Source organism: Cupriavidus sp. FW305-46 (genome assembly GCF_058787075.1).
In genome coordinates this window covers 76,366-99,514 of the sequence record NZ_JBYSZI010000020.1, presented here as the reverse complement: position 1 = coordinate 99,514, position 23,149 = coordinate 76,366, and the positions used below count along the sequence as shown (strand labels likewise).

Genomic DNA, 23,149 nt, shown 5'->3' with positions numbered 1-23,149 from the left:
GGGTGGAGACTCTCTGCATGACGCTTTTTTTGGGGGGTGTGTTCGGGGGGGCGGCGCTCAGGCGTGGCTGCCGTTGGCTTCATCCTCGCGCGCCCAGTCGCGCGCGCGGTCGACTGCGCGATGCCAGCGCGCCAGCCGGTGGCCGCGCGCGTCAGCCGACAGGTTCGGCTCAAAGCGCCGCTCCACCTGCCATTGCTGCGCGATCTCCGCCGGATCGCTCCAGTAACCGGTGGCCAGTCCCGCCAGGTAGGCGGCGCCCAGCGCGGTGGTTTCGGTCACGCGCGGGCGGACCACCGGGGTGCCGAGCAGGTCGGCCTGCATCTGCATCAGCAGGTCACTGCGCGAGGCGCCGCCGTCCACGCGCAGCTCGGCCAGCGAGATGTCGGCATCCTTCTGCATGGCTTCCAGCACGTCGACGCTCTGCAGCGCGATCGATTCCAGCGCCGCGCGCGCGATCTGCGGCCGGCCGGTGCCGCGCGTCATGCCGACCAGCGTGCCGCGTGCAAACGGGTCCCAGTGCGGCGCGCCCAGGCCGGCAAAGGCGGGCACCAGCACCACGCCGCCGGTGTCGTCGCACTGGCGCGCGAGCGGCTCGACCTCGGGCGCGCTGTTGATGAGCTTGAGGCCGTCGCGCAGCCACTGGATGGTGGCGCCGCCCATGAACACGCCGCCTTCCAGGCAATATTGCGTCTGGCCGCGGATCTGCCAGCCGATCGTGGTCAGCAGCCGGTTGTGCGACGCGACCGGCTGCGAGCCGGTATTCATCAGCAGGAAGCAGCCGGTGCCGTAGGTGTTCTTGGCCATGCCGGGCGACAGGCAGGCCTGGCCGAAGGTGGCGGCCTGCTGGTCGCCGGCGATGCCGGCAATGGGGATCTGCATGCCGAACAGCCGCGCCGAGGTGCGCGCCACCTCGCCGCTGGACGCCACCACCTCGGGCAGCAGCGCGTGCGGGATGTCTAGCAGCGCCAGCAGCGCATCGTCCCACTCGAAGCTGTGGATATTGAACAGCATGGTGCGCGAGGCATTTGACACATCGGTGACATGGCGCGCGCCGTCGGTCAGCTGCCAGATCAGCCAGCTGTCGACGGTGCCGAAGGCCAGCTCGCCGCGCTGGGCGCGTTCGCGCGCGCCTTCGATGTTGTCGAGCATCCAGCGCAGCTTGGTGCCGGAGAAGTAGGCGTCGATGATCAGGCCGGTCTTGTCGCGGAACAGCTCGCCGTGGCCGGCGGCCTGCAGCGCCTCGCACATGGGCGCGGTGCGGCGGTCCTGCCAGACCAGCGCGCGCCCGACCGGCTCGCCGGTCTTGCGGTCCCACAGCACGGTGGTCTCGCGCTGGTTGGTGATGCCGATGGCGCGCACCTGCGCGGCCGAGATGCCGGCGTCGGACAGCACCGCGTGCGCCACCGCCAGCTGCGATTGCCAGATCTCGTAGGGGTCGTGCTCGACATGGCCGGGATGTGGGTAATATTGGCGGAACTCTCGCTGCGCGAGCCGCACCACGTTGCCGGCATGGTCGAACAGGATGGCCCGCGAACTGCTGGTGCCCTGGTCGAGCGCCAGCACATATTGCGGCTCGGTGGGAAGCTGGGACGAAGCAGGGCGCTGGGCCTGCGCGGCTGGCTGGTTCATGCGTTCAATCCTGACAATGACAAAGCGCGCCGGCCCGGCCGGCGCATGGATTCCTGATGGCTGAAACGTCTTCCTTGCCGCCCGCGGACGCCGCGGGCAACCTCGCCGCCGGTCCCGCTGCGCAGATCGCCGCCTCGCTGGCGGCGCGCAGCGGCTTCGACGCCGCCGCCAAGCTGCGCCTGATGGCGGCAGGCCAGCAGGTTGGCTGGCTGCCGCGTGCCCATGCGGCAATCCTGCGCGGCATGGGCGCCATCCTCGGCCCGGACGAGCGCCTGGCCGATGGCACCACGGCGGCTGAACTGCTGCCCGGGCGCAATGACTTCGACGCGCGCAGCGCCGCGCTGCAGGCGCTGGCCCGCCAGCTGGCCGATGCCGGCCATGTGCGCGGCTGGCGCGACGAACTGTTCGCGGTCACGCCCGCGCTGGACGCGCCCGCACTCGCCGTGGTGGAACGTGCGGCGGCGCGCTTTCTCGGGCTGCTGACCTTTGCCTCGCACATGAACGGCATTGTCGATGGCGATGTGGACGGTGGTCCCGCTCTGTGGATCTCGCGGCGCAGCCTGGCCAAGTCGGTCGACCCCGGCATGTGGGACAACCTGGTCGCCGGCGGCATGCCGCACGGCAGCGATCCGCTGGCGACGCTGGTGCGCGAATGCGAGGAAGAATCCGGCATCCCGCCCGCGCTGGCGCAGGGCGTGCAGGCCCACGGCATGATCGAGGTGCTGCGCGACCTGCCCGAAGGCGTACAGTGGGAGCAGATCTATGTCTACGACCTGCTGCTGCCGCCGGGCTTCACGCCGCGCAACCAGGATGGCGAGGTCAGCGAGCACCGGCGCGTCGACTTGGCCGCATTGCTTGCTATCATGTCGGCCGGCGCCATGACGGTCGATGCGACACTGGTGACGCTGGATGCCCTTGGGCGACGCGGCTGGCTCGGTCCTGACCATCGCCCCTGAGCCGTCGCCGCGGGTTCCGCCTGTGCCGGTCTTGCCGACCTCGCTGACCTGATTTTCCCGGCCTTGCGCCGCGCCACTCCGACAGAACAACACACCATGAGCAACACCGGATTCATCCTGACCCTCTCTTGCCCCGACCAGCCGGGCATCGTCCATGCCGTCTCGGGCCTGCTGTTCCAGCACGGCTGCAATATCGTCGATTCCGACCAGTACGGTGACGAGTACGCCGGCCGCTTCTTCATGCGCGTGCATTTCACGCCGGCCGCCGGCGGCCCGGACCTGGACACGCTGAAGGCCGCGTTCGTGCCGGTCGGCGACCAGTTCGGCATGCAGTGGGAGCTGAACGACGCCGCGGTCAAGCCGCGCGTGATGATCATGGTGTCCAAGATCGGCCACTGCCTGAACGACCTGCTGTTCCGCGCCAAGGTCGGCGGCCTGCCGGTCGAGATCGCGGCCATCGTCTCGAACCACCGCGACTTCTACCAGCTGGCGGCGTCGTACGACGTGCCGTTCTTCCACCTGCCGCTGATGAACGCCTCGGCCGAGCAGAAGGCCGCGCAGGAAGCGCGCGTGTTCGATGTGGTGCAGGAGCAGAAGATCGACCTGGTGGTGCTGGCGCGCTACATGCAGGTGCTGTCCGACGACCTGTGCCGCAAGCTGGCCGGCCGCGCGATCAATATCCACCACTCGTTCCTGCCCAGCTTCAAAGGCGCCAAGCCTTACTACCAGGCGCATGACCGCGGCGTGAAGCTGATCGGCGCGACCGCGCACTACGTCACCGCCGCCCTGGACGAAGGCCCGATCATCGAGCAGGAGATCGAGCGCGTGGACCACAGCATGGACCCCGAGCAACTGACCGCCGTCGGCCGCGACGTGGAATGCGTGGCACTGGCGCGCGCGGTCAAGTGGCATGCCGAACACCGTATCCTGCTGAACGGCCACAAGACCGTGGTGTTCAAGTAAGCTCGCCGTCCCCCGGTTCCCGCGCCCGCGGGAATCCTGCCGCTTCACGGCTGCCGCATCCCCGCCGGCGCGGGGATGCCGGGCCAGCGGGTCAGTCCCGCTCCGCCACCACACACTTCACCCCACTGTCGGCCACGATCTGGTCGAACGGCGCTGCCAGCGGCTCGTCGGTAAAGAGCCGGTCGACCTGCGACACATGCGCCAGCTCCACCATCGCCTGGCGGTTGAACTTGCTGGCGTCCGCCGCCAGCCACACCTCGCGTGAATGCTCGATGATCGTCCGCGCCACCTTGACCTCGCGGAAATCGTAGTCGCGCAGCGTGCCGTCGGTCTCGATGCCCGAGATGCCGATCAGCCCGATATCCACCTTGAACTGGCGGATGAACTCCACCGTGGCCTCGCCCACGATGCCGCGGTCGCGTGAGCGCAGCACGCCGCCGGCGACGATGACCTCGCAATCGGGGTTGTCGGCAAGGATATTGGCCACGTTCAGGTTGTTGGTGATGACGCGCAGCCCGCGGTGGTGCATCAGTTCGCGCGCTATCTCTTCCACCGTGGTGCCGATGTTCAGGATCAGCGAGCAGCCCTCGGGCACCGCGGCGGCCACCGCGCGCGCGATGCGCGCCTTGCCTTCGGCGTTGAGCACCTGCCGCTGCCGGTAGGCGATGTTCTCGGTGGTGGAGCCCTCCACCCGAACCCCGCCATGGAAGCGCGCCAGCATGCCATTCCCGGCCAGCAGGTTGACGTCGCGGCGCACCGTCTGGAGCGTGACGCCGAACTTGCGCGCAAGTTCGTCGATGGAGGCAAAGCCCTGGGTGCGGACTTCTTCGAGCAGGGCCGTCTGGCGGGGATTCAGGGTCATGCCGGGATTCTAGTTCAAACAGAAACGAAAACAAATGATGCAGTGCACTATTGTTTTACGTTCGTTTTGTTGCTAAAACGAACGTCAAGCTAAGACTTGTGCGCCTGCATCGCGCGCCAAAGCTGTGATGCGGGAAGCATATCGAACATGGAGGCCGGATGCAGCTACGTTTGGAAGGCGTCGCACAGCAGGCAGGTTCGCAGGCGTATCTCTATCCGATGACGCTCGCGCCGGTTCCGGGCGCCGTGACCATCCTGCTGGGCGCCACGCAGGCGGGCAAGACCTCGCTGATGCGGCTGATGGCCGGGCTGGACCGGCCCAGCGCCGGCCGCGTGCTGGTCGACGGCCACGACGTGACCGGCATGCCGGTGCGCGAGCGCAATGTATCGATGGTCTACCAGCAGTTCATCAACTACCCGTCGCTCAAGGTCTTCGACAACATCGCCTCGCCGCTGCGGCTGCGGCGCAAGGCGCCGGCCGCAGAGATTGCCGCGCGCGTGCGCGAGCTGGCCGGGCGGCTGCATATCGACCACCTGCTGGACCGCTATCCGTCCGAGCTCTCCGGCGGGCAGCAGCAGCGCGTGGCACTGGCGCGCGCGCTGGCCAAGGAGGCGCCGCTGATGCTGCTGGACGAGCCGCTGGTCAACCTTGACTACAAGCTGCGCGAGGAACTGCGCGAGGAACTGGCGCAGCTGTTCGCGCATGGCGACGCCACCGTGGTCTATGCCACCACCGAGCCCGGCGAAGCGCTGCTGCTGGGCGGCCATACCGCGGTGCTGGACGCCGGCGAACTGCTGCAGTACGGCCCCACCCCCCAGGTCTTCCACTATCCCGATTCGCTGCGCGTGGCGCGTGCGTTCAACGATCCGCCGATGAACCTGGTCGAGGGCCGGCTGCAGGGCGGCTGGGTCACGCTGGCTGGCGATATCTCCGTGCCGGTGCCCGGCGCGGGCGGGCACGACGGCCCGGTCACGGTGGGGGTGCGCGCGTCGGCATTGCGCCTGGCCGCTGAGCCGGGCGCGGTGGCGGTGCCGGGGCGCGTAGCGCTGGCCGAGCTGTCAGGCTCAGACACCTTCGTCCACGCCGATACCCCGGTGGGCAACCTGGTGGCGCAGTTCGCCGGCGTGCTCGACCTGGCGCTGGGCGAGCCGGTGTCACTGCACCTGCTGCCCGAGCAGATCTATCTGTTCGACGCCGACGGGCGCCGCATCCATGCGCCGCGCCGGCCGGGCGGGCTGGCGGCGGACGTGCCCGGCGGCGCGGCCGCGGCTGCCGGGGCAGGGGCCTGAGATGGCGCGCATCGACCTGGACCTGGCGCACTCCTATGTGCCCAATCCGCGTACCGACGAGGACTACGCGCTGCTGCCACTGCAATTCACGTTCGAAGACGGCGGCGCCTATGCGCTGCTGGGCCCGTCGGGCTGCGGCAAGACCACGCTGCTGAACTGTATTTCCGGGCTGCTGCGGCCCTCGCACGGCACCATTGCCTTCGATGGCCGCGACGTGACCGCTGCCACGCCGCAGGCGCGCAATATCGCCCAGGTGTTCCAGTTCCCGGTGATCTACGACACCATGACCGTCGGCGAGAACCTGGCCTTCCCGCTGCGCAACCGCGGCGTGCCGGAAGCCCAGGTGCACGAGCGGGTAGGACGCGTGGCCGAGATGCTGGACCTGTCGGCCACGCTCGATCGCCGCGCCAGCGGCCTGGCCGCGGACGCCAAGCAGAAGATCTCGCTGGGGCGTGGGCTGGTGCGCCAGGACGTGTCGGCCATCCTCTTCGACGAGCCGCTGACGGTGATCGACCCGCAGCTCAAATGGCAGCTGCGGCGCAAGCTCAAGGAAATCCACCACGAATTCCGCCTGACGCTGATCTACGTGACGCACGACCAGACCGAGGCGCTGACCTTTGCCGACCAGGTGGTGGTGATGTCGCGCGGCAAGGCGGTGCAGGTGGGGCCGGCGGATGCGCTGTTCGAGCGTCCCGCGCATACCTTCGTCGGGCATTTCATCGGCTCGCCGGGCATGAATTTCCTGACCGGGCAGTGGCGCGACGGCGCGATCGAGCTGGCGGGTCGCCGCTACATGCCGGAGTTGTCGCCGTCAGTCGAAGCGGCGCTGCGCGAGGCCGGCAGCTTCCGCATCGGTGTGCGGCCCGAGTACCTGCGCCTGGCGCCGGAGAGCGACGCGCAGGCGGTGCCGGTGCGGGTCGAGCGCGCGCAGGACATCGGCACTTACTGGCTGCTGACCGGCGGCGTGCAGGAGGCGGGCGCACTGGCGGGTACGCTGCGCGCGCGGCTGGGTATCGAGGCGGCCGATCTGCGCCTGGGCGACACGGCCTGGCTGTCGGTGTTCAACCGCCATACCTGCTACTACGTCAACGAGGAACTGGTGCCATGAAGCCCGTCAACCAGAAGGCCTGGCTGCTGGTGTTGCCGGTGGTGGTGTGCGTGGCGTTCTCCGCGATCCTGCCGCTGATGACCATCGTCAACTACTCGGTGCAGGACATCATCTCGCCCGAGCGGCGCGTCTTTGTCGGCACCGAATGGTTCCGCACCGTGCTGCGCGACGGCGAGCTGCACGACGCGCTGCTGCGCCAGCTGGGCTTCTCGCTGGCGGTGCTGCTGGTGGAAATCCCGCTCGGCATCCTGCTGGCGCTGTCGATGCCGGCCAGGGGCTGGAAGGCGTCGGCGGTGCTGGTGATCATCGCGCTGTCGCTGCTGATCCCGTGGAACGTGGTCGGCACCATCTGGCAGATCTTCGGGCGTACCGATATCGGCCTGCTCGGTGCCGCGCTCGAGGCGATGGGGTTCGACTACAACTATACCGGCAGCGCTTTCGATGCCTGGGTCACGGTGCTGGTGATGGACGTCTGGCACTGGACGCCGCTGGTGGCGCTGCTGTGCTACGCCGGCCTGCGCGCCATCCCCGACGCCTACTACCAGGCCGCGCAGATCGACGGCGCCTCGCGCCTGGCGGTGTTCCGCTATATCCAGCTGCCCAAGCTGCGCGGCGTGCTGATGATCGCGGTGCTGCTGCGCTTCATGGACAGCTTCATGATCTATACCGAGCCGTTCGTGCTGACCGGCGGCGGGCCGGGCAACGCCACCACCTTCCTGTCGCAGTACCTGACGCAGAAGGCCGTGGGCCAGTTCGACCTGGGCCCGGCGGCGGCGTTTTCCATCGTCTATTTCCTGATCATCCTGCTCATGTGCTTCATCCTCTATAACTGGATGCAGCGCGCGGGCACCGCCGGCAGCGAGGACATGCCCCATGGCTGAGATGCGCACCCCCGCCAACCGCGCCACCTGGTGGCGCGCCGGCTTCCTGCTGGTCTACCTGCTGTTCGCCATCGTGCCGATCTACTGGATGGTGAACATGTCGTTCAAGACCAACGAGGAGATCGTCTCCACGCTGTCGCTGTGGCCCGCGGAATTCACGCTGCAGCATTACAAGACCATCTTCACCGACCCATCCTGGTATTCGGGCTACGTCAACTCGATGATCTACGTGGCGATGAACACGGTGATCTCGATCAGCGTGGCGTTGCCGGCCGCCTATGCCTTTTCGCGCTACCAGTTCATCGGCGACAAGCATGTGTTCTTCTGGCTGCTGACCAACCGCATGACGCCGCCCGCGGTGTTCCTGCTGCCGTTCTTCCAGCTCTACAGCACCATCGGGCTGATGGATACCCACCTGGGCGTGGCGCTGGCGCACCTGGTCTTCAACGTGCCGCTCGCGGTGTGGATCCTGGAGGGCTTCATGTCGGGCGTGCCGCGCGAGATCGACGAGACCGCGTATGTCGATGGCTACTCGTTCCCGCGCTTCTTCCTGACCATCTTCCTGCCGCTGATCAAGGCCGGCGTGGGCGTGGCGGCGTTCTTCTGCTTCATGTTCAGCTGGGTCGAGCTGCTGCTGGCGCGCACGCTGACTTCGGTCAATGCCAAGCCCATCGTCGCCACCATGACGCGCACGGTGTCGGCATCGGGAATGGACTGGGGCGTGCTCGCCGCGGCCGGCGTGCTGACCATCGTGCCCGGCGGCATCGTGATCTGGTTCGTGCGGCACTACATCGCGAAGGGCTTTGCGATGGGGCGCGTGTAAGCGCGCGACGCAACCTAACCACAACGGAAGGAGACGGCGCAATGCTGAGCTGGATGGTCTGGACGACACCGGTGGCGGTGTTCTTCGGCTGCATCGTAGTCATGCTGATCACCATGACTATCTGGGAAATACGCGCGCCTTCGGTGCTGCGCAAGGGCTTCCTGCCGATCGCGACCACGCGTGGCGACCGCTTGTTTATCGGGCTGATGTGCGCCGCCTGGGTCAACCTGGCGTGGGTAGGACTGGGCGAGAAAATCACCGCTTGGCTGTCGCTGCCCGAAGAGCCGTCGGTCTGGATCAGCTTCGGGGTATCGATGCTGGTGCTGGCGCTGATCATGCGCAAGGGCTAGCCGTTTATTCATAAGCATCAGGGTTGGATGGAAGGTTTGCGGCTTATCCCTGCCCCGGGGCCGCCACCACGACCATAGCCGGGGAGGGGAAATCTTGAGGAGACACTGATGAAAGTGCACGTGAAGTTGGGGATGTCAGCCCTTGCCTGCGCGGCTGCGCTGGCTTGTGGGTCCGTCTCGGCGGGCGAGGCTGAGGCCAAGAAGTGGATCGACAATGAGTTCCAGCCCTCGTCGCTGGCCAAGGACAAGCAGCAGGCCGAAATGAAGTGGTTCATCGACGCCGCCGCCAAGCTCAAGGCCAAGGGTGTCACGCAGATCAGCGTGGTGTCCGAAACCATCACCACGCACGAGTACGAATCCAAGACGCTGGCCAAGGCGTTCGAGGAGATTACCGGCATCAAGGTCAAGCACGACCTGATCCAGGAAGGCGACGTGGTCGAGAAGCTGCAGACCTCGATGCAGTCCGGCAAGTCGATCTACGACGGCTGGATCTCTGACTCGGACCTGATCGGCACGCACTACCGCTATGGCTCCATCCTGCCGCTGACCGACTATATGAACGGCGCCGGCAAGGAGTGGACCAACCCCGGGCTGGATGTGAAGGACTTTATCGGCACCAAGTTCACCACTGCGCCGGACGGCAAGCTGTACCAGCTGCCCGACCAGCAGTTTGCCAACCTGTACTGGTTCCGCGCCGACTGGTTCGCGCGCAAGGACCTGCAGGACAAGTTCAAGGCCAAGTACGGCTACGACCTGGGCGTGCCGACCAACTGGTCAGCCTATGAGGACATCGCCAACTTCTTCAGCAACGACGTGAAGGAGCTCGACGGCAAGAAGGTCTACGGGCACATGGATTACGGCAAGAAGGACCCGTCGCTGGGCTGGCGCTTCACCGACGCCTGGCTGTCGATGGCCGGCACCGCCGACAAGGGCCTTCCCAACGGCATGCCGGTTGACGAGTGGGGCATCCGCGTGGCCGAGGACAAGTGCACGCCGGTCGGCGCCTCGGTGTCGCGCGGCGGTGCCACCAACAGCCCGGCGGCGGTCTATGCGCTGACCAAGTACATCGACTGGATGAAGAAGTACGCGCCGCCGCAGGCGATGGGCATGACCTTCTCCGAGGCCGGCCCGGTCCCCGCGCAAGGCCAGGTGGCGCAGCAGATCTTCTGGTACACCGCCTTCACCGCGGACATGACCAAGAAGGGCCTGCCGGTGGTCAACGCCGACGGCTCGCCCAAGTGGCGCATGGCGCCGTCGCCGTACGGCCCGTACTGGAAGCAGGGCATGCAGAACGGCTACCAGGACGTGGGCTCCTGGACCTTCTTCAAGAACACCGACCCCAACAAGCTGGCGGGCGCCTGGCTGTATGCGCAGTTCGTGACGTCCAAGACGGTCTCGCTGAAGAAGTCGCTGACCGGACTGACCTTTATCCGCGACAGCGACATCCACCACGAGTACCTGACCAAGAACGCGGCCAAGTACGGTGGGCTGGTCGAGTTCTACCGCAGCCCCGCGCGCGTGGCTTGGACGCCGACCGGCACCAACGTACCCGACTATCCGAAGCTGGCCCAGCTGTGGTGGAAGAACGTGGCCACCGCGGTGACCGGCGAGAAGACGCCGCAAGCCGCCATGGACACGCTGGCCGAAGAGATGGACCAGGTCATGGCGCGGCTGCAACGCGCCGGCATGAGCAACTGCGCGCCCAAGCTCAACCCGAAGGGAGACCCGGGCAAGTGGCTGTCGAACGACCATGCGCCGTGGCAGAAGCTGGCCAACGAAAAGCCGAAGGGCGAGACCATTCCTTACGACAAGCTGTTGCAGGCGTGGAAGGAAGGGAAGGTGCGCTGAGGCGTTTGAGGCTGCCGGCAATGAATGAATGCCGCTGGTTTGCCCCCCTCTCCCGCATGCGGGAGAGGGGGGCACTCAACAGGTCATCCGGCCCTGACTTCGGCGCTCGCTCTCTACGTGGCCAAGTCCGATGTTTCCGAGTGGGGCTCGTTCGCCACTGACTGCACCGCATAACGCGCCTTCCCATGCCGCTTGGCCTCATACAGCGCTATGTCGGCGTGCATGAACAGCTCGCTCGCGGTCATGGCATGGCGCGCGTCATGGATGGCCGAGCCGACGCTGGCCGAGGCCGCCAGCGTGTGGCCATCGATCACGAAGGGCATGCGCGCGGCCTGCACGATGGTATTGGCGATGGATGCCATGGCCTGGCGGTCGGCAACGCCGTCCAGGATCACCGCAAACTCATCGCCGCCGATGCGCGCGACCGCGTCGCCCTTGCGCACGCAGGCGCGCAGCCGCTGTGCAAAGGCGACCAGCAACTGGTCGCCCACCGGGTGGCCAAGGCTGTCGTTGACGCCCTTGAAGTCGTCCAGGTCCACCAGCAGCAGCGCCAGCGAGCGGCCGTCGGCGCTGGCGCGGGCCATGCATTCGGCCAGGCGCCGGTCGAAACCCTTGCGGTTGAGCAGGCCGGTGAGGTAGTCGGAGATGGTTTGCGCTTCCAGGCTGCGCAGTTTTTCGCGCTCATGGGTGACGTTGCGCCCGAACATGTGCAGTCCGAGGACGGTGTCCTGGGCATCGTTCCAGGCCGGCTGGCAGGTGATCTCGATGCACTCGGTGCCGTCGGCGCTTTCCCGCGTAAAGGTCACTGAGCGCCCGGCCCGGGCTTGTTCCAGGTACTGCTGGCAAGCCAGGTATTCCTGCATGCCCCACAGTTCGCGCAGCGACAGTCCCACGATCTGCTGCGCCGGCACGCCGTAGCGCTGCGCATAGGCCTGGTTGACGAAGACATAGCGCTGCTGCATGTCGATGAACGAGACAAAGTCCGGCACATGGTTGGCGATCGCCTCGATGCGCTTCTCGCTTTCGGCGGCGCGGTCCTTGGCCGTTTTCAGCGCGGCTTCGCGCTCGGACAGCTGCGCCACCACTTCGGCGAAGGTCACGGCCAGTTCGCCAATCTCGTCGGCACGGCCGGCGGGCAGGTCTGCCACCGCGGCCGGGTTGGTGCCGATCTGGCGCACGGCGCGGTGCAGCCGCTGCAGCGGTTCAAGCAGCCGGCGCATGACCAGCCACATCATCGCGGCGGCAAGCAGCATGGTGATGGCGCCGATGACCAGGGTCCGTTGACGCACCGCGAGCAGCGGCGCGTAGGCTTCGGCTGCGGGCAGGACCGCCACCAACTCCCAGCCGTTGGATGCCAGCAGATGGCGCGCCACGATCGGCTGCGTCGGCGTCAGGACTTCCAGGAAGGCGGGGGCATGATCGGCGCCGCAGGCTTCGCCGATCGCGCGTGCGGGGCTCAGCACGCGGGCAACGTCCGGGTGCATTGCATAGCGGGGATTGGTGCCGGCGGAAACCAGGCAGAAGCTGCCGGTCGTGCCCACGCGGCTGTGCGCAAGCTCGCGCAGGAAGTTGCTGTCCGCGAGGTTCAGGACGCCCCCGACCACGCCGCGCAGCTCGCCGCCCGGACCGTGCAGCGGCACTGCCAGCACCACGCCGGGGGCATTGGTCTGCTTGCCCTGGACCAGGTCCGACACCGCAAATGGCTGGCCTTGCTGGATATCGCGGAAATAGTCGCGGTCGTCGACGCGCAGGCGCACTCCGTCCGGCACGGCGGTGCTGAACACCAGGTGCCCGTCGGGCGCGGCCAGGAAGACGGCGTTGAAGGTCTCGGGCACTTCCACCAGGCCCTCCGCGGCCCGGCGCAGCTCGGCCGGCTTTGCCGAAAGCATGGGGGAGAGCTGGCGTGCCACGCGCCGCAGGACGGCGGCCCGGCCCTGCAGCTTTTCATCGAGTTGCTCGGCCACCATCTTGACCAGCGTGTCCTGCTGCGTCTGCTGCAAAGTCTTCAGGCCGTCGTATGCGTAGCACTGCGCGTAGAGCGCGCGCAGCACGATGATCAGCGTCACCACACCCGCCGTGGCGAACGCCATCCGGTACTTCAAAGAGTGCTGCATGATTGACTTGTTTCTTGTGCGCACTGACCCGTATCCCGTCCCCGGCGCATTGTGTTGCCGACCGAGATTCTGTCCGGGACGTGAAACCAAGATTAGCAGATGTCAAGATGAAATTCGCAACTGTTTGCAACCGCGCGCCCATCGTGCAAGCGCAGCGTGCCTGCCGCGCTACAGCGAAGGGCGCGGCCGGTGGCGAGATCGCCACGCGCACTCATGCATGGATTCCGGCTTGGCATTAGCATGCGGGATGGCCCGCGATGTGGCGGGCCCGTCTCGCGGTTCCTGATTGCCGTTCCCGATTCCTTCCAGTCCAAACGCCAATGACCTTACCGACTACGCTGCTCGACCTGGCCGGCGCCAGCCGCACCCCTTCCGCCTGGGATGCCGCCGTCCTGATCCTGATAGACCATCAACGCGAATATGTCGACGGCCGCCTGCCGCTGGTCGGCATGCCCGCGGCCGTGACTGCCTGCGCGCAGCTGCTGGCGCTGGCGCGCAGCCACGGCACGCCGGTGATCCATGTCGCGCACCACGGCCGTCCGGGAAGCATGGCGTTCGATCCGACCGGGCCGTATGCCGCCTTCATTGAAGGGGTGGGGCCGCAGGCCGGTGAGATTACCGTCACCAAGGGCTTGCCCAACAGCTTCGCCGGCACCACCCTGGCCGACGAGCTGGCCAGGCTCGGCCGCAAGGAGCTGATCGTGGCCGGCTTCCAGACGCATATGTGCGTAAGCGCCACGGTGCGCTCCGCGCTCGACCACGGCTATCGCAGCACCGTGGTGGCCGCGGCCTGCGCCACGCGCGACCTGCCTGACCCGCTGGGCGGCCCCGCCGTGCCTGCGGCCGATCTCCACCGCAGCACGCTGGCCGCGTTGAACGACCGCTTCGCCACGGTCGTCGCGGATGCAGGGGCCTGGCACGGCTAACCAGCGACGGGCCAGGTGCGCACGCGCAGCACGGTATGGTCGCGCGGGCGCAGCGTCAATTCCAGTGCGGTCGGCACGCCCCGCCGCGTGATTGGCGCGACAAAGCGTGTCATGTCCGCTGCCGCAGCGAGGCGCGTGCCGCAGCGCATCGCCAGCCGCAGGATATGCAGCGGGACGAACCGCTCCGGCTCCTGCATGTCTGCCAGCGCTGCCAGCGTGAAATGCAGTGGCTGCCGGGCCAGTGCGATGAAGCGCCCGCGCAGCCGCGCCAGCGTCGCCGCGGGCGCCGCCAGCCCTTCGCCCTCGGCGCCGCTGCGCGTCATGCCGCGCACGCGCGGCTGCCACAGCGTGCCGGCAACCAGCAGCGGTGCGCGCCCCGCGCCAGCTTCATCCACGTATGCATCGAGCGCCACGACCGCGCCCGTCAGGTCATAGGTGGAAGCCACCGAGGCAAAGCTGCGGTGATAGCCGATGATGCAATCCATGTCTTCGTCATAGACCGGCCGCGCATCACGCGGCACGCGCGCCGGGCGCATCTCGAACCAGCCGGCACTGACCGGGTTGCGGCCGGTCCAGGGTAGGGCGGGTTCTGTTTCGGTCGCGGTGGGGAGGCAGGCGGATGGCAAGTCGTGCTCCGGTACAGGTCGGAGCGGTCAAGGTAGCCGGCGAATGAGTGGGTGGATATGAGATAAGCCTTATCGCCGGCAACGGAAAGGTTGCGTCGCGACGTGGCTACGGCCTAGAAGCTCACGCCCAGCGAAAGGATCGCGACCTGGTCCGTCGAGCCCGGGTTGAACCAGTAGAAGCCCGCCGTGAACCTGCGCACCGTAACCTGGAAAAAGCCGCCTCGCTGGAGTTCGCGGTCTTCCGCGTAGATCCGGGTACGTTGCGCGACCAGGCCCAGCCTCAGCCATTCGACCGGGCGGAAGCCAAGTTCGCTCCAGGCGTAGAGATAGCCCGGCTCTTCGCCGCGCGCGTCCAGGTATTCGGCTTCGATGTAGTAGTCGAACTTGCTCACTGCGACGCTGGCCTCGATCCCGCCGATCAGGCCGTGGGTGGAGCCTCCCACGAAGCCAGCGATGGGGGTCGCCTTGAACTGGATGGTTTCGCCGCCCGAGAAGGTCCAGCCGATGAAGGCTGACTGCGAGTGGACTGCTTCGTAGTTGCTTCTTGCCTCGAGGTGAAGCTGCTTCCTTTCGGCGATGAAGATGCCGGAGAGGTAGTCGCCGCTCTGGCGCGGCATGTTCCAGTAGCCTGTTGCCGAGAAGGTCCAGGGCGAGCCGGCCGCCTGCCCGGCGGCATCCGGCGCGGGCTGGGGCGGCTCCTGTGCCTGGACCGTGCCCGCGCCAAGGGCGGCGGCAAGCAGCAGGATCGCGCCTCGCATCTCAGCCGCCCAGCGCGATGATGGCGATGGTTATGACCACGCCCAGCGCAGTCATGGCTGCGCCAGTGACCCAGCCGCCAAAGCCGGCATAGTGGCCCAGCGCCCACCCGGCGGCGAACAGCATGGCCAGGGTCAGCCCGCGCGAGATCAGTAGCGCCAGTTTGACATTGTCCAGCAGTACGAACGGCAGTGCGACCGGAAACGTGGCCAGTACAACGATAAAGAAGATGCGCACGGCACCGAGCAGGTCGGCCATGTTCAGGCGGGGGCGGGGCGGCAGTGCCGGGGCGGCGGCAAGCCGTGCCCGCATGGCTTCCAGTTCCTTGTCGGTGACCAGCGACTTCGTTGCGCGAGGCAGCGCATCGCGAATCAGGCCGATCGCCGTGGCCTGGTCGCTAGCATTCCTGACGGCAAGTGCCAGGGAGATCCGCTGGCCGCGGCTCGCCAGCGTACGGATCAGGAACATGACCGCGTCCACCATGCCCCAGGCCAGGTTGCAGCCCAGCGCGGCATGCATCATGGTGCGGCTGGCATCCGGGCCGCCCGTGCCGCTCGACACCGCGCCGACAAAAGTGAGCGCCATGAACAGGCCGAAGCACATCTCGGAGACGCGATCCACTACGTCCAGCACCGGCTCCCGTGTCTGGGCATCCTCCGGCGGCACGGTCGCGCCGGCATGGATCGTCGTCCTGGGTGAATCGGGCATGGCGGACTCCCGAAAGCTGCGTCGATGATCGGATGGGCGATAGGGGCTGTGCCCGTGGGAGCGAGGGCGACTGTGCCTGCCTGGCCCGTCGTCCTGTGGACAAGTATGCGTGCCAGGCGCAAATATGCCAGGCCAGCTTTCCTTGATTGGCGTGATGAACCACGGTTTTCCGGGGAGGGTAGAAAACGTGGGCAAACGCCGGGCAACAAAAAACCCAGAGAGCTTGCGCTGTCTGGGTTTCCTGGCAACTTAGGCAGTTGCTGGCCATTTGTCTGGTGGGTGGTACAGGGATTGAACCTGTGACCCCTGCCGTGTGAAGGCAGTGCTCTACCGCTGAGCTAACCACCCCTTACTGCGTCGTCGTTGCCGTCGTGCAGCGGAGAAATGAGATTATGCAGAGGTTCTTGTATCTTGTAAAGCCCTTTTTTGATTTTTGTCAGGCGGCGAGGCTTCCGGACTCTGCCGCGGGGGCCTCCTGCCACACTGTCTTGCCGCCGCTGGCCTTGTCCAGGCCCTTGAGCAGGGCAAGGTGGGCCTGCTGCTCTTCGTCCGTGGCGCGCAGCACGGGCAGGGCCAGGCGCGACAGGTCGGCCACGGCAACCGCGCCGCCGTTGCCTGCGCTGCTGTCGTGCATGTCGATCACCAGCGAATCCTGGCCGCGCGTCATGGCCAGGTAGACCTCGGCCAGCAGCTCGGCATCCAGCAGGGCGCCGTGCAGCGTGCGGTGGGCGTTGCTGATGCCCAGGCGGTCGCACAGGGCGTCGAGCGAGTTGCGCTTGCCGGGGAACATCTGGCGGGCTTCGCGCAGGGTGTCGATCACATTGCCGGCATGCTGGCGGAACGGCGGCAGGCCCAGCAGCTGGAATTCCATGTCGAGGAAGCCCAGGTCGAACGGCGCGTTGTGGATGATCAGCTCGGCATCCTGGATGAACTCGCGGATGTCGTTGACGACTTCGGCAAAGCGGGGCTTGTCGGCCAGGAACTCGACCGTGATGCCGTGCACGGCGATCGCGCCCTCGTCGATATCGCGTTCCGGGTTGACGTAGAAGTGCAGGTGGCGCCCCGTCAGGCGGCGGTTCATCAGCTCGACGCAGCCGATTTCGATCAGGCGGTCGCCGGTGGCGGCACTCAGGCCGGTGGTTTCGGTGTCGAGAACGATTTGTCGCATGGCGGGCATTCTAGCGGAGCGGCGCGGGCGCTCCGCGGTTTCTTGTTAGCGAGAGGGATCAGCGGCCGATCGATTCGACGCCGCGGTTGGCCAGTGCGTCGGCGCGCTCATTGCCGGGGTGGCCGTTGTGGCCGCGCACCCAGTGCCAGGAGATCTGGTGCGGCTGCGCCAGGGTGTCCAGTTCCTGCCACAGGTCGGCATTCTTGACGGGCTTCTTGTCGGCGGTCTTCCAGCCGCGGGCCTTCCAGCCGGGCAGCCATTCGCTGATGCCCTTCTGGACATACTGCGAGTCGGTATAGACGCGCACGACGCAGGGCCGCTTGAGCGCGCGCAGCGCTTCGATCACGGCGGTCATTTCCATGCGGTTGTTGGTAGTGTTGGGCTCGCCGCCGAACATTTCTTTCTCGCTGGTGCCGGCGACGAGCACCGCGCCCCAGCCGCCGCGGCCGGGATTGCCCTTGCAGGCGCCGTCGGAGTAGATCGTGACTTCTTGCATGTGATTCCAAGGTGGCCACCCGCCGGGCAGGTGGCGCTTTGAGGGCGAATTGGGTGAGAGCGCGGGCGCGCGCCGGCGTCAGCGCTCTTCGCCGGGGGTCTTGCCGTGGGTGCCGGTAGGCGTGGCCACGGGCGATGACACCGGAGCCAGCGCCGGCTTGCTCTTCCAGGCCGGGCCGACCAGGCGGATATTGCGCACGCGCTTGATCGCCGAGATCATATAGACCGCGCCGAAGATCGGCCACCAGCGGTCGCCGGCCTTTTCCATGAAGGCGGCGCGCTGCAGCCAGCGGTCGGTGCGGTAGGGCGGGCAGTAGCAGCCGAAGCGGCCGCGGATGATATCGAAGCCCAGCAGCTTGAGCCAGTCCTTGATGCGCACGAAGCCGATCTGCTGCGCGTCCGTCGGCAGGAAGGGCGTGGCGCCGAGCCGGTTCATGCCCTGGCGCGCGCCCCACAGGCTCATCGGGTTGAAGCAGGTGACCACCACGCGCCCCTCGGGCATCAGCACCCGCGAGACCTCGCGCAGCACTTCGTGCGGGTCTTCGGCGAATTCCAGGATGTGGGGCAGGGTGACCAGGTCGATGCTCTGGGTGTCGAACGGCAGCTCGTCGAAGCGGCACAGCAGCTGGCGCGCATCGGGATGTGCGGCGCGCGGCCCGTGCGGTCCGCTGGAAGGGTCCAGCGCCAGCGCCGAGAACGGCATCCGGTTCTCGCGCAGGGTGTCGATAAAGGGCAGGCCCAACTGGACGGCGTGGTAGCCGAAGATGTCGGTCACGATCCGGTCGTACTGCTGCGCTTCCCAGCGCAGCATGTACTCACCGGGCGGCGAGGCCAGCCAGTCTTCCCAGCTTACAATCGGATGATTGGGACGATTGGACATAGGAGCATGCGCATGTTGAAGGTTGAGCCGATCCCGGCGTTCCAGGATAACTATATCTGGGCCATCCACGACGGGCATAGCGCCGCCGTGGTCGATCCCGGCGAGGCCGCGCCGGTGGAGCGCTTCCTGGCGCAAAGCGGTCTGGCTCTGGGCGCTATTGTAATCACCCATCACCACGGCGATCACCAGGGCGGGGTGGCCGAGTTGCTGGCGGCGCACCCGCGCACCCCGTCGGGCGCGCCGATGCCGGTGCTGGGGCCGGCCGGCGAACGCATTGGCGGGCGCACCCGGGCCCTGCGCGAAGGCGATGTCGTGACGCTGGAGACGCCGGCCCTGACGCTGCACGTGCTGGACGTGCCCGGGCACACCGCCGGCCATATCGCCTATGTGGGCGACCTGGGCGAAGCCGGCCCGGCGGTCTTCTGTGGCGATACCCTGTTTGCCAGTGGCTGCGGGCGCCTGTTCGAAGGCACGCCGGCACAGATGCTGGACTCGCTCGACAAGCTGGCGGCACTGCCGGGCGATACCCGCGTCTATTGCGCGCACGAATATACGCGCAGCAATGTGCGCTTTGCACGGGCGGTGGAACCGGCCAATGCCGCGCTGGCGGCGTGGGCGCAGCGGGTCGACGCGCTGCGCGCGGCGGACCAGCCGACGCTGCCGACCACCATCGCCCATGAGCGCGAGGTCAATCCCTTCCTGCGCTCGCGCGAGCCCGCGGTGCGCGCGGCGGTGGCGGCGCAGGGCGGGGCCGCCACGGGCGATGCGCAGGCCTTCGGTGCGCTGCGCGGCTGGAAGGACAATTTCCGCTGAGCCCTGCCTGGCCTGCGCGCCTTGCGCCGCAAGGCTTTCCGGCTGCCCGGCGGATATTGGCTATATGGAAAATCTGATTGACGCGATACGCGGTTTTTTTTAGCATCACGCATCCTTTTGGCGTCACGATTCGAGAACTTAATGAAAATTGGTCGATTACTGGCGGTGGTCGCGTGCGCCGCGCTGCTTGCAGCGTGCGCCAGCACCCCCACGCCGCCTGATGGCGCCAACGGCGCCGCGACCGCCCAGACCGCCAAGCGCCAGGACCCGCTCAACTCGCTCAGCGACAAATCGGCGCTTTCTTCCGCATCCACGATCAATGTCGACCAGGGTGGCCTGGACTGGCTGCGCGGCCCGTCCAGCGACATCTGGGACCGCATCCGGCGCGGCTTTGCCATGCAGGACCTGGAGGGCACGCTGGTCGATGATCGCACCCAGTGGTATGCGCAGCGGCCGGAATACATGGAACGGATGGTCGGGCGCTCAAGCCGTTACCTGTACCACATCGTAGAAGAGCTGGAACGGCGCAAGATGCCGACCGAGCTGGCGCTGCTGCCGTTCGTCGAGAGCGCGTTCAACCCGCAGGCCCAGTCCACCGCCAAGGCGGCCGGCATGTGGCAGTTCATCCCGAGCACCGGCAAGTCGTACAACCTGAAGCAGAACATGTTCCGCGACGAGCGCCGCGACGTGCTGGCCTCGACCGACGCCGCGCTGGACTACCTGGCGCGGCTCTACGACATGTTCGGCGACTGGCACCTGGCGCTGGCGGCGTACAACTGGGGCGAGGGCGCGGTGTCGCGCGCGATCGCACGCAACCAGGCGCGAGGGCTGCCGACCGACTACGCCAGCCTGCCCATGCCCAACGAGACGCGCTACTACGTGCCGAAGCTGCAGGCGGTCAAGAACATCATCGCCAACCCGGCCGCGTATGGCGTCAAGCTGCCCGAGATCCCGGACCACCCGTACTTTGTCACGGTGACCACCTCGCGCGATATCGACGTGAACCTGGCGGCCAAGCTGGCGGACATGTCGGTAGAGGAATTCAAGGCGCTCAACCCGTCGTTCAACCGGCCCGTGATCCTGGGCGCGTCCAACCCGCAGATCCTGCTGCCGTTCGATAACGCCGAGCGCTTCCAGTACAACCTGAACACCTACCGCGGCGGGTTGTCGAGCTGGTCGGCGGTGACGGTGGACAGCCGTGAGCGTATCGAAGCGCTGGCGGCACGGCTGAACGTCGACGCCGATACGCTGCGCGAGATCAACAGCATCCCGAAGGGCATGCGCCTGAAGGCCGGCTCGACCGTGATGATCCCGCGCTCGGGCCGCCACGACCAGGATATCAGCGCGACCCTGGCCGACAGCGCCATGCTGGCGATGGAGCCTGATTTGCCGGATGCGCGCCGCGTGGTGGTGCGAGCCGGCCGGCGCGACACCGTGGCCTCGGTGGCGCGGCGCTATGGCGTCTCGGCGGGGCAGGTGCAGTCGTGGAACAAGCTCTCCGGCACCAAGCTGGTCGCCGGGCAGAGCCTGGTGCTGATGGTGCCGGTGCGCGGCGCCGGCGCGGTTCGGGCGGCACGTGCCGAACAGGCTGACCGTGCCGAGCGCGCCGACCGTGCGGAGCGTTCCGAGCGAAGCAGCAAGGGCGGCATCGTGCGGGTCTCGGCCAAGGGCAAGGCGGGCAAGGCGGAGCCGCGCAAGCGCGTCACCGTCGAGGCGGCCTCGCGGCGAACGGCAGTCAAGGCGGCGCCGGCGCGCGTGGTGCGCGAGTCCAAGCCGGGGCCGACCGTCAAGGCGTCGGCCAAGGCCGGCGCCAAGGGGGCCAAGGCCCGCTGACGAATGCAGGCGCCGGCTGGTCCGCCGCATGGCGCAAGAAGGGGCGATGCCGTCGGCACGCCCCTTTTTTCATGTGCCGGCCCCCGGGGCCCGCGCGCCCCTCTCCGAATCTGTGTCCACGCGCACCCGCGCCGGTGGCAAACTACGGTCATCATCACAATGACCGCAGACGCGGAGGAGACAGACATGACGGCAAGCCATGCCGTGCATGCCCGTTCGCTGGCCGACCCCGAGGGGTTCTGGGCCGAACAGGCGGCGCGCATCGACTGGGAAACCCCGTTCGGCCAGGTGCTCGACAACAGCCGCGCGCCCTTTACGCGCTGGTTCGCCGGCGGGCGCACCAACCTGTGCCACAACGCGGTCGACCGCCACCTGGCGGCCCGCGCCAGCCAGCCGGCGCTGCACTGGGTCTCGAGCGAGACCGACCAGGCCCGCACCTTTACCTACGCCGAGCTGCACGACGAAGTCAGCCGCATGGCCGCGATCCTGCAGGGCCTGGGCGTGCAGAAGGGCGACCGCGTGCTGATCTACATGCCGATGATCCCGGAAGCCGCCTTTGCCATGCTGGCCTGCGCGCGCATCGGCGCGATCCATTCGGTGGTGTTCGGCGGCTTTGCCTCGGTCAGCCTGGCCGCGCGCATCGAGGATGCCCGGCCGCGCGTGGTGGTCAGCGCCGACGCCGGCTCGCGCGCCGGCAAGGTGGTGCCCTACAAGCCGCTGCTGGACGAGGCCATCCGGCTCTCGTCGCACCAGCCCGGGAAGGTGCTGCTGGTGGACCGGCAACTGGCGCAAATGCCCCGTACCGAGGGCCGCGATGAGGACTACGCCGCCTGGCGCGAACGCGTGGCCGGCGTGCAGGTGCCGTGCGTGTGGCTGGAATCGAGCGAGCCGTCGTACGTGCTCTACACCTCCGGCACCACCGGCAAGCCCAAGGGCGTGCAGCGCGATACCGGCGGCTACGCGGTGGCGCTGGCCACCTCGATGGAATACATCTTCTGCGGCAAGCCCGGCGACACCATGTTCACCGCGTCGGACATCGGCTGGGTGGTGGGGCACAGCTATATCGTCTACGGCCCGCTGCTGGCCGGCATGGCCACGCTGATGTATGAAGGCACGCCGATCCGCCCCGACGGTGGCATCCTGTGGCGGCTGGTGGAGCAATACCAGGTCAACCTGATGTTCAGCGCGCCGACCGCGATCCGCGTGCTGAAGAAGCAGGACCCGGCCTGGCTGACGCGTTATGACCTGTCCAGCCTGCGCCTGCTGTTCCTGGCCGGCGAGCCGCTGGACGAGCCCACCGCGCGCTGGATCCAGGACGGCCTGGGCAAGCCCGTGGTCGACAACTACTGGCAGACCGAATCCGGCTGGCCGATCCTCGCGATCCAGCGCGGCATCGAGGCGCTGCCGCCCAAGCTGGGCTCGCCCGGCGTGCCCGCCTATGGCTATGACCTGAAGATCGTCGACGAGAACACCGGCGCTGAATGCCCGCCGGGGCAGAAGGGCGTGGTCGCCATCGACGGCCCGCTGCCGCCGGGATGCATGAGCACGGTCTGGGGCGACGACGACCGCTTCGTGCGCACCTACTGGCAGGCGGTGCCGAACCGGCTGTGCTATTCGACCTTCGACTGGGGCGTGCGCGACGCCGACGGCTACGTCTTTATCCTGGGCCGCACCGACGACGTGATCAACGTGGCCGGCCACCGGCTGGGCACCCGCGAGATCGAGGAAAGCCTGTCGTCCAACGCCGCCGTGGCCGAGGTGGCGGTGGTGGGCGTGCAGGACGCGCTCAAGGGGCAGGTGGCCATGGCCTTCTGCATCGCCCGCGATCCGGCGCGCACGGCCACGGCCGAAGCGCGGCTGGCATTGGAGGGCGAGCTGATGAAGACAGTGGAGCAGCAACTGGGTGCCGTGGCGCGGCCGGCGCGCGTATTCTTTGTCAATGCGCTGCCCAAGACGCGCTCCGGCAAGTTGCTGCGGCGCGCCATGCAGGCGGTGGCCGAAGGACGCGATCCGGGCGACCTGACCACGATCGAGGACCCGGGTGCGCTGGAACAGTTGCAGGCAGCGCTGAAAGGCTAGATGGCGGGCTGAGGGCGTGGGATGCGGGTGCCGTGCGGGGCA

At 67.5% G+C, this 23,149-nt stretch carries 21 protein-coding genes and 1 tRNA gene; 12 read left to right on the top strand and 10 right to left on the bottom strand.

Translation table 11 applies throughout. The features are described from left to right. Positions 1-57 precede the first annotated feature (57 nt). A complete protein-coding gene (glpK, locus tag AC3WON_RS12425; protein ID WP_492320570.1) occupies positions 58-1,629 on the bottom strand; it encodes a glycerol kinase GlpK in 1,572 nt (523 codons plus the stop codon). 56 nt (positions 1,630-1,685) lie between these two features. Between glpK and AC3WON_RS12420 the strand changes: the two genes are divergently transcribed. Then, positions 1,686-2,585 carry an NUDIX hydrolase gene (locus AC3WON_RS12420; RefSeq protein WP_492320571.1) on the top strand — a complete coding sequence of 300 codons (900 nt, stop codon included), beginning with the start codon at positions 1,686-1,688 and terminating at the stop codon, positions 2,583-2,585. Between the two features lie 96 nt (positions 2,586-2,681). Continuing rightward, entirely contained in the window at positions 2,682-3,548 is an 867-nt protein-coding gene (gene purU, locus AC3WON_RS12415; RefSeq protein WP_492320572.1) for a formyltetrahydrofolate deformylase, read from the top strand. 91 nt (positions 3,549-3,639) lie between these two features. Here purU and AC3WON_RS12410 read toward each other — a convergent pair whose 3' ends face one another. Then, positions 3,640-4,410, bottom strand: a complete 771-nt coding sequence (locus AC3WON_RS12410) for a DeoR/GlpR family DNA-binding transcription regulator (protein ID WP_492320573.1) — start codon at positions 4,408-4,410, stop codon at positions 3,640-3,642. Positions 4,411-4,568: 158 nt separating this feature from the next. Between AC3WON_RS12410 and AC3WON_RS12405 the strand changes: the two genes are divergently transcribed. The 6 genes from AC3WON_RS12405 (at position 4,569) to AC3WON_RS12380 (ending at position 10,709) form a co-directional block, all read left to right on the top strand. Continuing rightward, positions 4,569-5,699, top strand: coding sequence for an ABC transporter ATP-binding protein (locus AC3WON_RS12405; RefSeq protein WP_492320574.1), 1,131 nt, complete (start codon positions 4,569-4,571; stop codon positions 5,697-5,699). A 1-nt stretch (position 5,700) separates the two neighbouring features. Beyond that, positions 5,701-6,807, top strand: a complete 1,107-nt coding sequence (locus AC3WON_RS12400) for an ABC transporter ATP-binding protein (protein ID WP_492351925.1) — start codon at positions 5,701-5,703, stop codon at positions 6,805-6,807. Next, complete coding sequence (locus AC3WON_RS12395) at positions 6,804-7,688, top strand: carbohydrate ABC transporter permease (protein ID WP_492320576.1); 885 nt, start codon at positions 6,804-6,806, stop codon at positions 7,686-7,688. Before AC3WON_RS12400 ends, AC3WON_RS12395 begins: the two co-directional genes overlap by 4 nt. Beyond that, positions 7,681-8,511, top strand: coding sequence for a carbohydrate ABC transporter permease (locus AC3WON_RS12390; RefSeq protein ID WP_414217155.1), 831 nt, complete (start codon positions 7,681-7,683; stop codon positions 8,509-8,511). The genes AC3WON_RS12395 and AC3WON_RS12390 overlap by 8 nt, the downstream gene beginning before the upstream one ends. Positions 8,512-8,552: 41 nt before the next feature. Further along, positions 8,553-8,861 carry a DUF2160 domain-containing protein gene (locus AC3WON_RS12385; protein ID WP_492320577.1) on the top strand — a complete coding sequence of 103 codons (309 nt, stop codon included), beginning with the start codon at positions 8,553-8,555 and terminating at the stop codon, positions 8,859-8,861. 120 nt (positions 8,862-8,981) lie between these two features. Next, the gene (locus AC3WON_RS12380; protein WP_492320631.1) at positions 8,982-10,709 is read left to right on the top strand and encodes an ABC transporter substrate-binding protein; all 1,728 of its coding nucleotides are present in this window, start codon (positions 8,982-8,984) and stop codon (positions 10,707-10,709) included. A 113-nt stretch (positions 10,710-10,822) separates the two neighbouring features. Here the strand turns inward: AC3WON_RS12380 and AC3WON_RS12375 are convergent, their stop codons facing one another. Next, positions 10,823-12,823 carry a sensor domain-containing diguanylate cyclase gene (locus AC3WON_RS12375; protein WP_492320578.1) on the bottom strand — a complete coding sequence of 667 codons (2,001 nt, stop codon included), beginning with the start codon at positions 12,821-12,823 and terminating at the stop codon, positions 10,823-10,825. A gap of 320 nt (positions 12,824-13,143) precedes the next feature. Between AC3WON_RS12375 and AC3WON_RS12370 the strand changes: the two genes are divergently transcribed. Next, positions 13,144-13,749: a cysteine hydrolase family protein gene (locus AC3WON_RS12370; protein WP_492351924.1), complete on the top strand. Its 606-nt coding sequence runs from the start codon at positions 13,144-13,146 to the stop codon at positions 13,747-13,749. Here the strand turns inward: AC3WON_RS12370 and AC3WON_RS12365 are convergent. The 7 genes from AC3WON_RS12365 to AC3WON_RS12335 form a co-directional block, all read right to left on the bottom strand. Beyond that, positions 13,746-14,375 carry a hypothetical protein gene (locus tag AC3WON_RS12365; protein ID WP_492320580.1) on the bottom strand — a complete coding sequence of 210 codons (630 nt, stop codon included), beginning with the start codon at positions 14,373-14,375 and terminating at the stop codon, positions 13,746-13,748. The two genes, AC3WON_RS12370 and AC3WON_RS12365, sit on opposite strands and share 4 nt — an antisense overlap. A 113-nt stretch (positions 14,376-14,488) precedes the next feature. Then, on the bottom strand, positions 14,489-15,133 hold the full coding sequence (locus AC3WON_RS12360; RefSeq protein ID WP_492320581.1) for a hypothetical protein: 645 nt from the start codon (positions 15,131-15,133) through the stop codon (positions 14,489-14,491). A gap of 1 nt (position 15,134) precedes the next feature. Beyond that, positions 15,135-15,839 carry a hypothetical protein gene (locus AC3WON_RS12355; RefSeq protein WP_492351923.1) on the bottom strand — a complete coding sequence of 235 codons (705 nt, stop codon included), beginning with the start codon at positions 15,837-15,839 and terminating at the stop codon, positions 15,135-15,137. A gap of 273 nt (positions 15,840-16,112) precedes the next feature. After that, positions 16,113-16,187: transfer RNA gene (locus tag AC3WON_RS12350), tRNA-Val, on the bottom strand. An 88-nt stretch (positions 16,188-16,275) separates the two neighbouring features. Beyond that, positions 16,276-17,016 (bottom strand): DNA polymerase III subunit epsilon, encoded by a 741-nt coding sequence (gene dnaQ / locus AC3WON_RS12345; protein WP_492320583.1) that lies wholly within the window; start codon positions 17,014-17,016, stop codon positions 16,276-16,278. 49 nt (positions 17,017-17,065) lie between these two features. Then, positions 17,066-17,503 carry a ribonuclease HI gene (gene rnhA / locus AC3WON_RS12340; protein ID WP_010814334.1) on the bottom strand — a complete coding sequence of 146 codons (438 nt, stop codon included), beginning with the start codon at positions 17,501-17,503 and terminating at the stop codon, positions 17,066-17,068. A 78-nt stretch (positions 17,504-17,581) separates the two neighbouring features. Beyond that, positions 17,582-18,382 (bottom strand): methyltransferase domain-containing protein, encoded by an 801-nt coding sequence (locus AC3WON_RS12335; protein ID WP_010814333.1) that lies wholly within the window; start codon positions 18,380-18,382, stop codon positions 17,582-17,584. A gap of 12 nt (positions 18,383-18,394) precedes the next feature. Here AC3WON_RS12335 and gloB point away from each other — a divergent pair, with 12 nt between their 5' ends. From gloB to AC3WON_RS12320, 3 genes are all read left to right on the top strand, one after another. After that, the gene (gloB, locus tag AC3WON_RS12330; RefSeq protein ID WP_492320584.1) at positions 18,395-19,195 is read left to right on the top strand and encodes a hydroxyacylglutathione hydrolase; all 801 of its coding nucleotides are present in this window, start codon (positions 18,395-18,397) and stop codon (positions 19,193-19,195) included. A gap of 141 nt (positions 19,196-19,336) precedes the next feature. Then, positions 19,337-21,028 (top strand): transglycosylase SLT domain-containing protein, encoded by a 1,692-nt coding sequence (locus AC3WON_RS12325; RefSeq protein WP_492351922.1) that lies wholly within the window; start codon positions 19,337-19,339, stop codon positions 21,026-21,028. 186 nt (positions 21,029-21,214) lie between these two features. Continuing rightward, positions 21,215-23,107, top strand: coding sequence for a propionate--CoA ligase (locus AC3WON_RS12320; protein ID WP_492351921.1), 1,893 nt, complete (start codon positions 21,215-21,217; stop codon positions 23,105-23,107). Positions 23,108-23,149 lie beyond the last annotated feature (42 nt).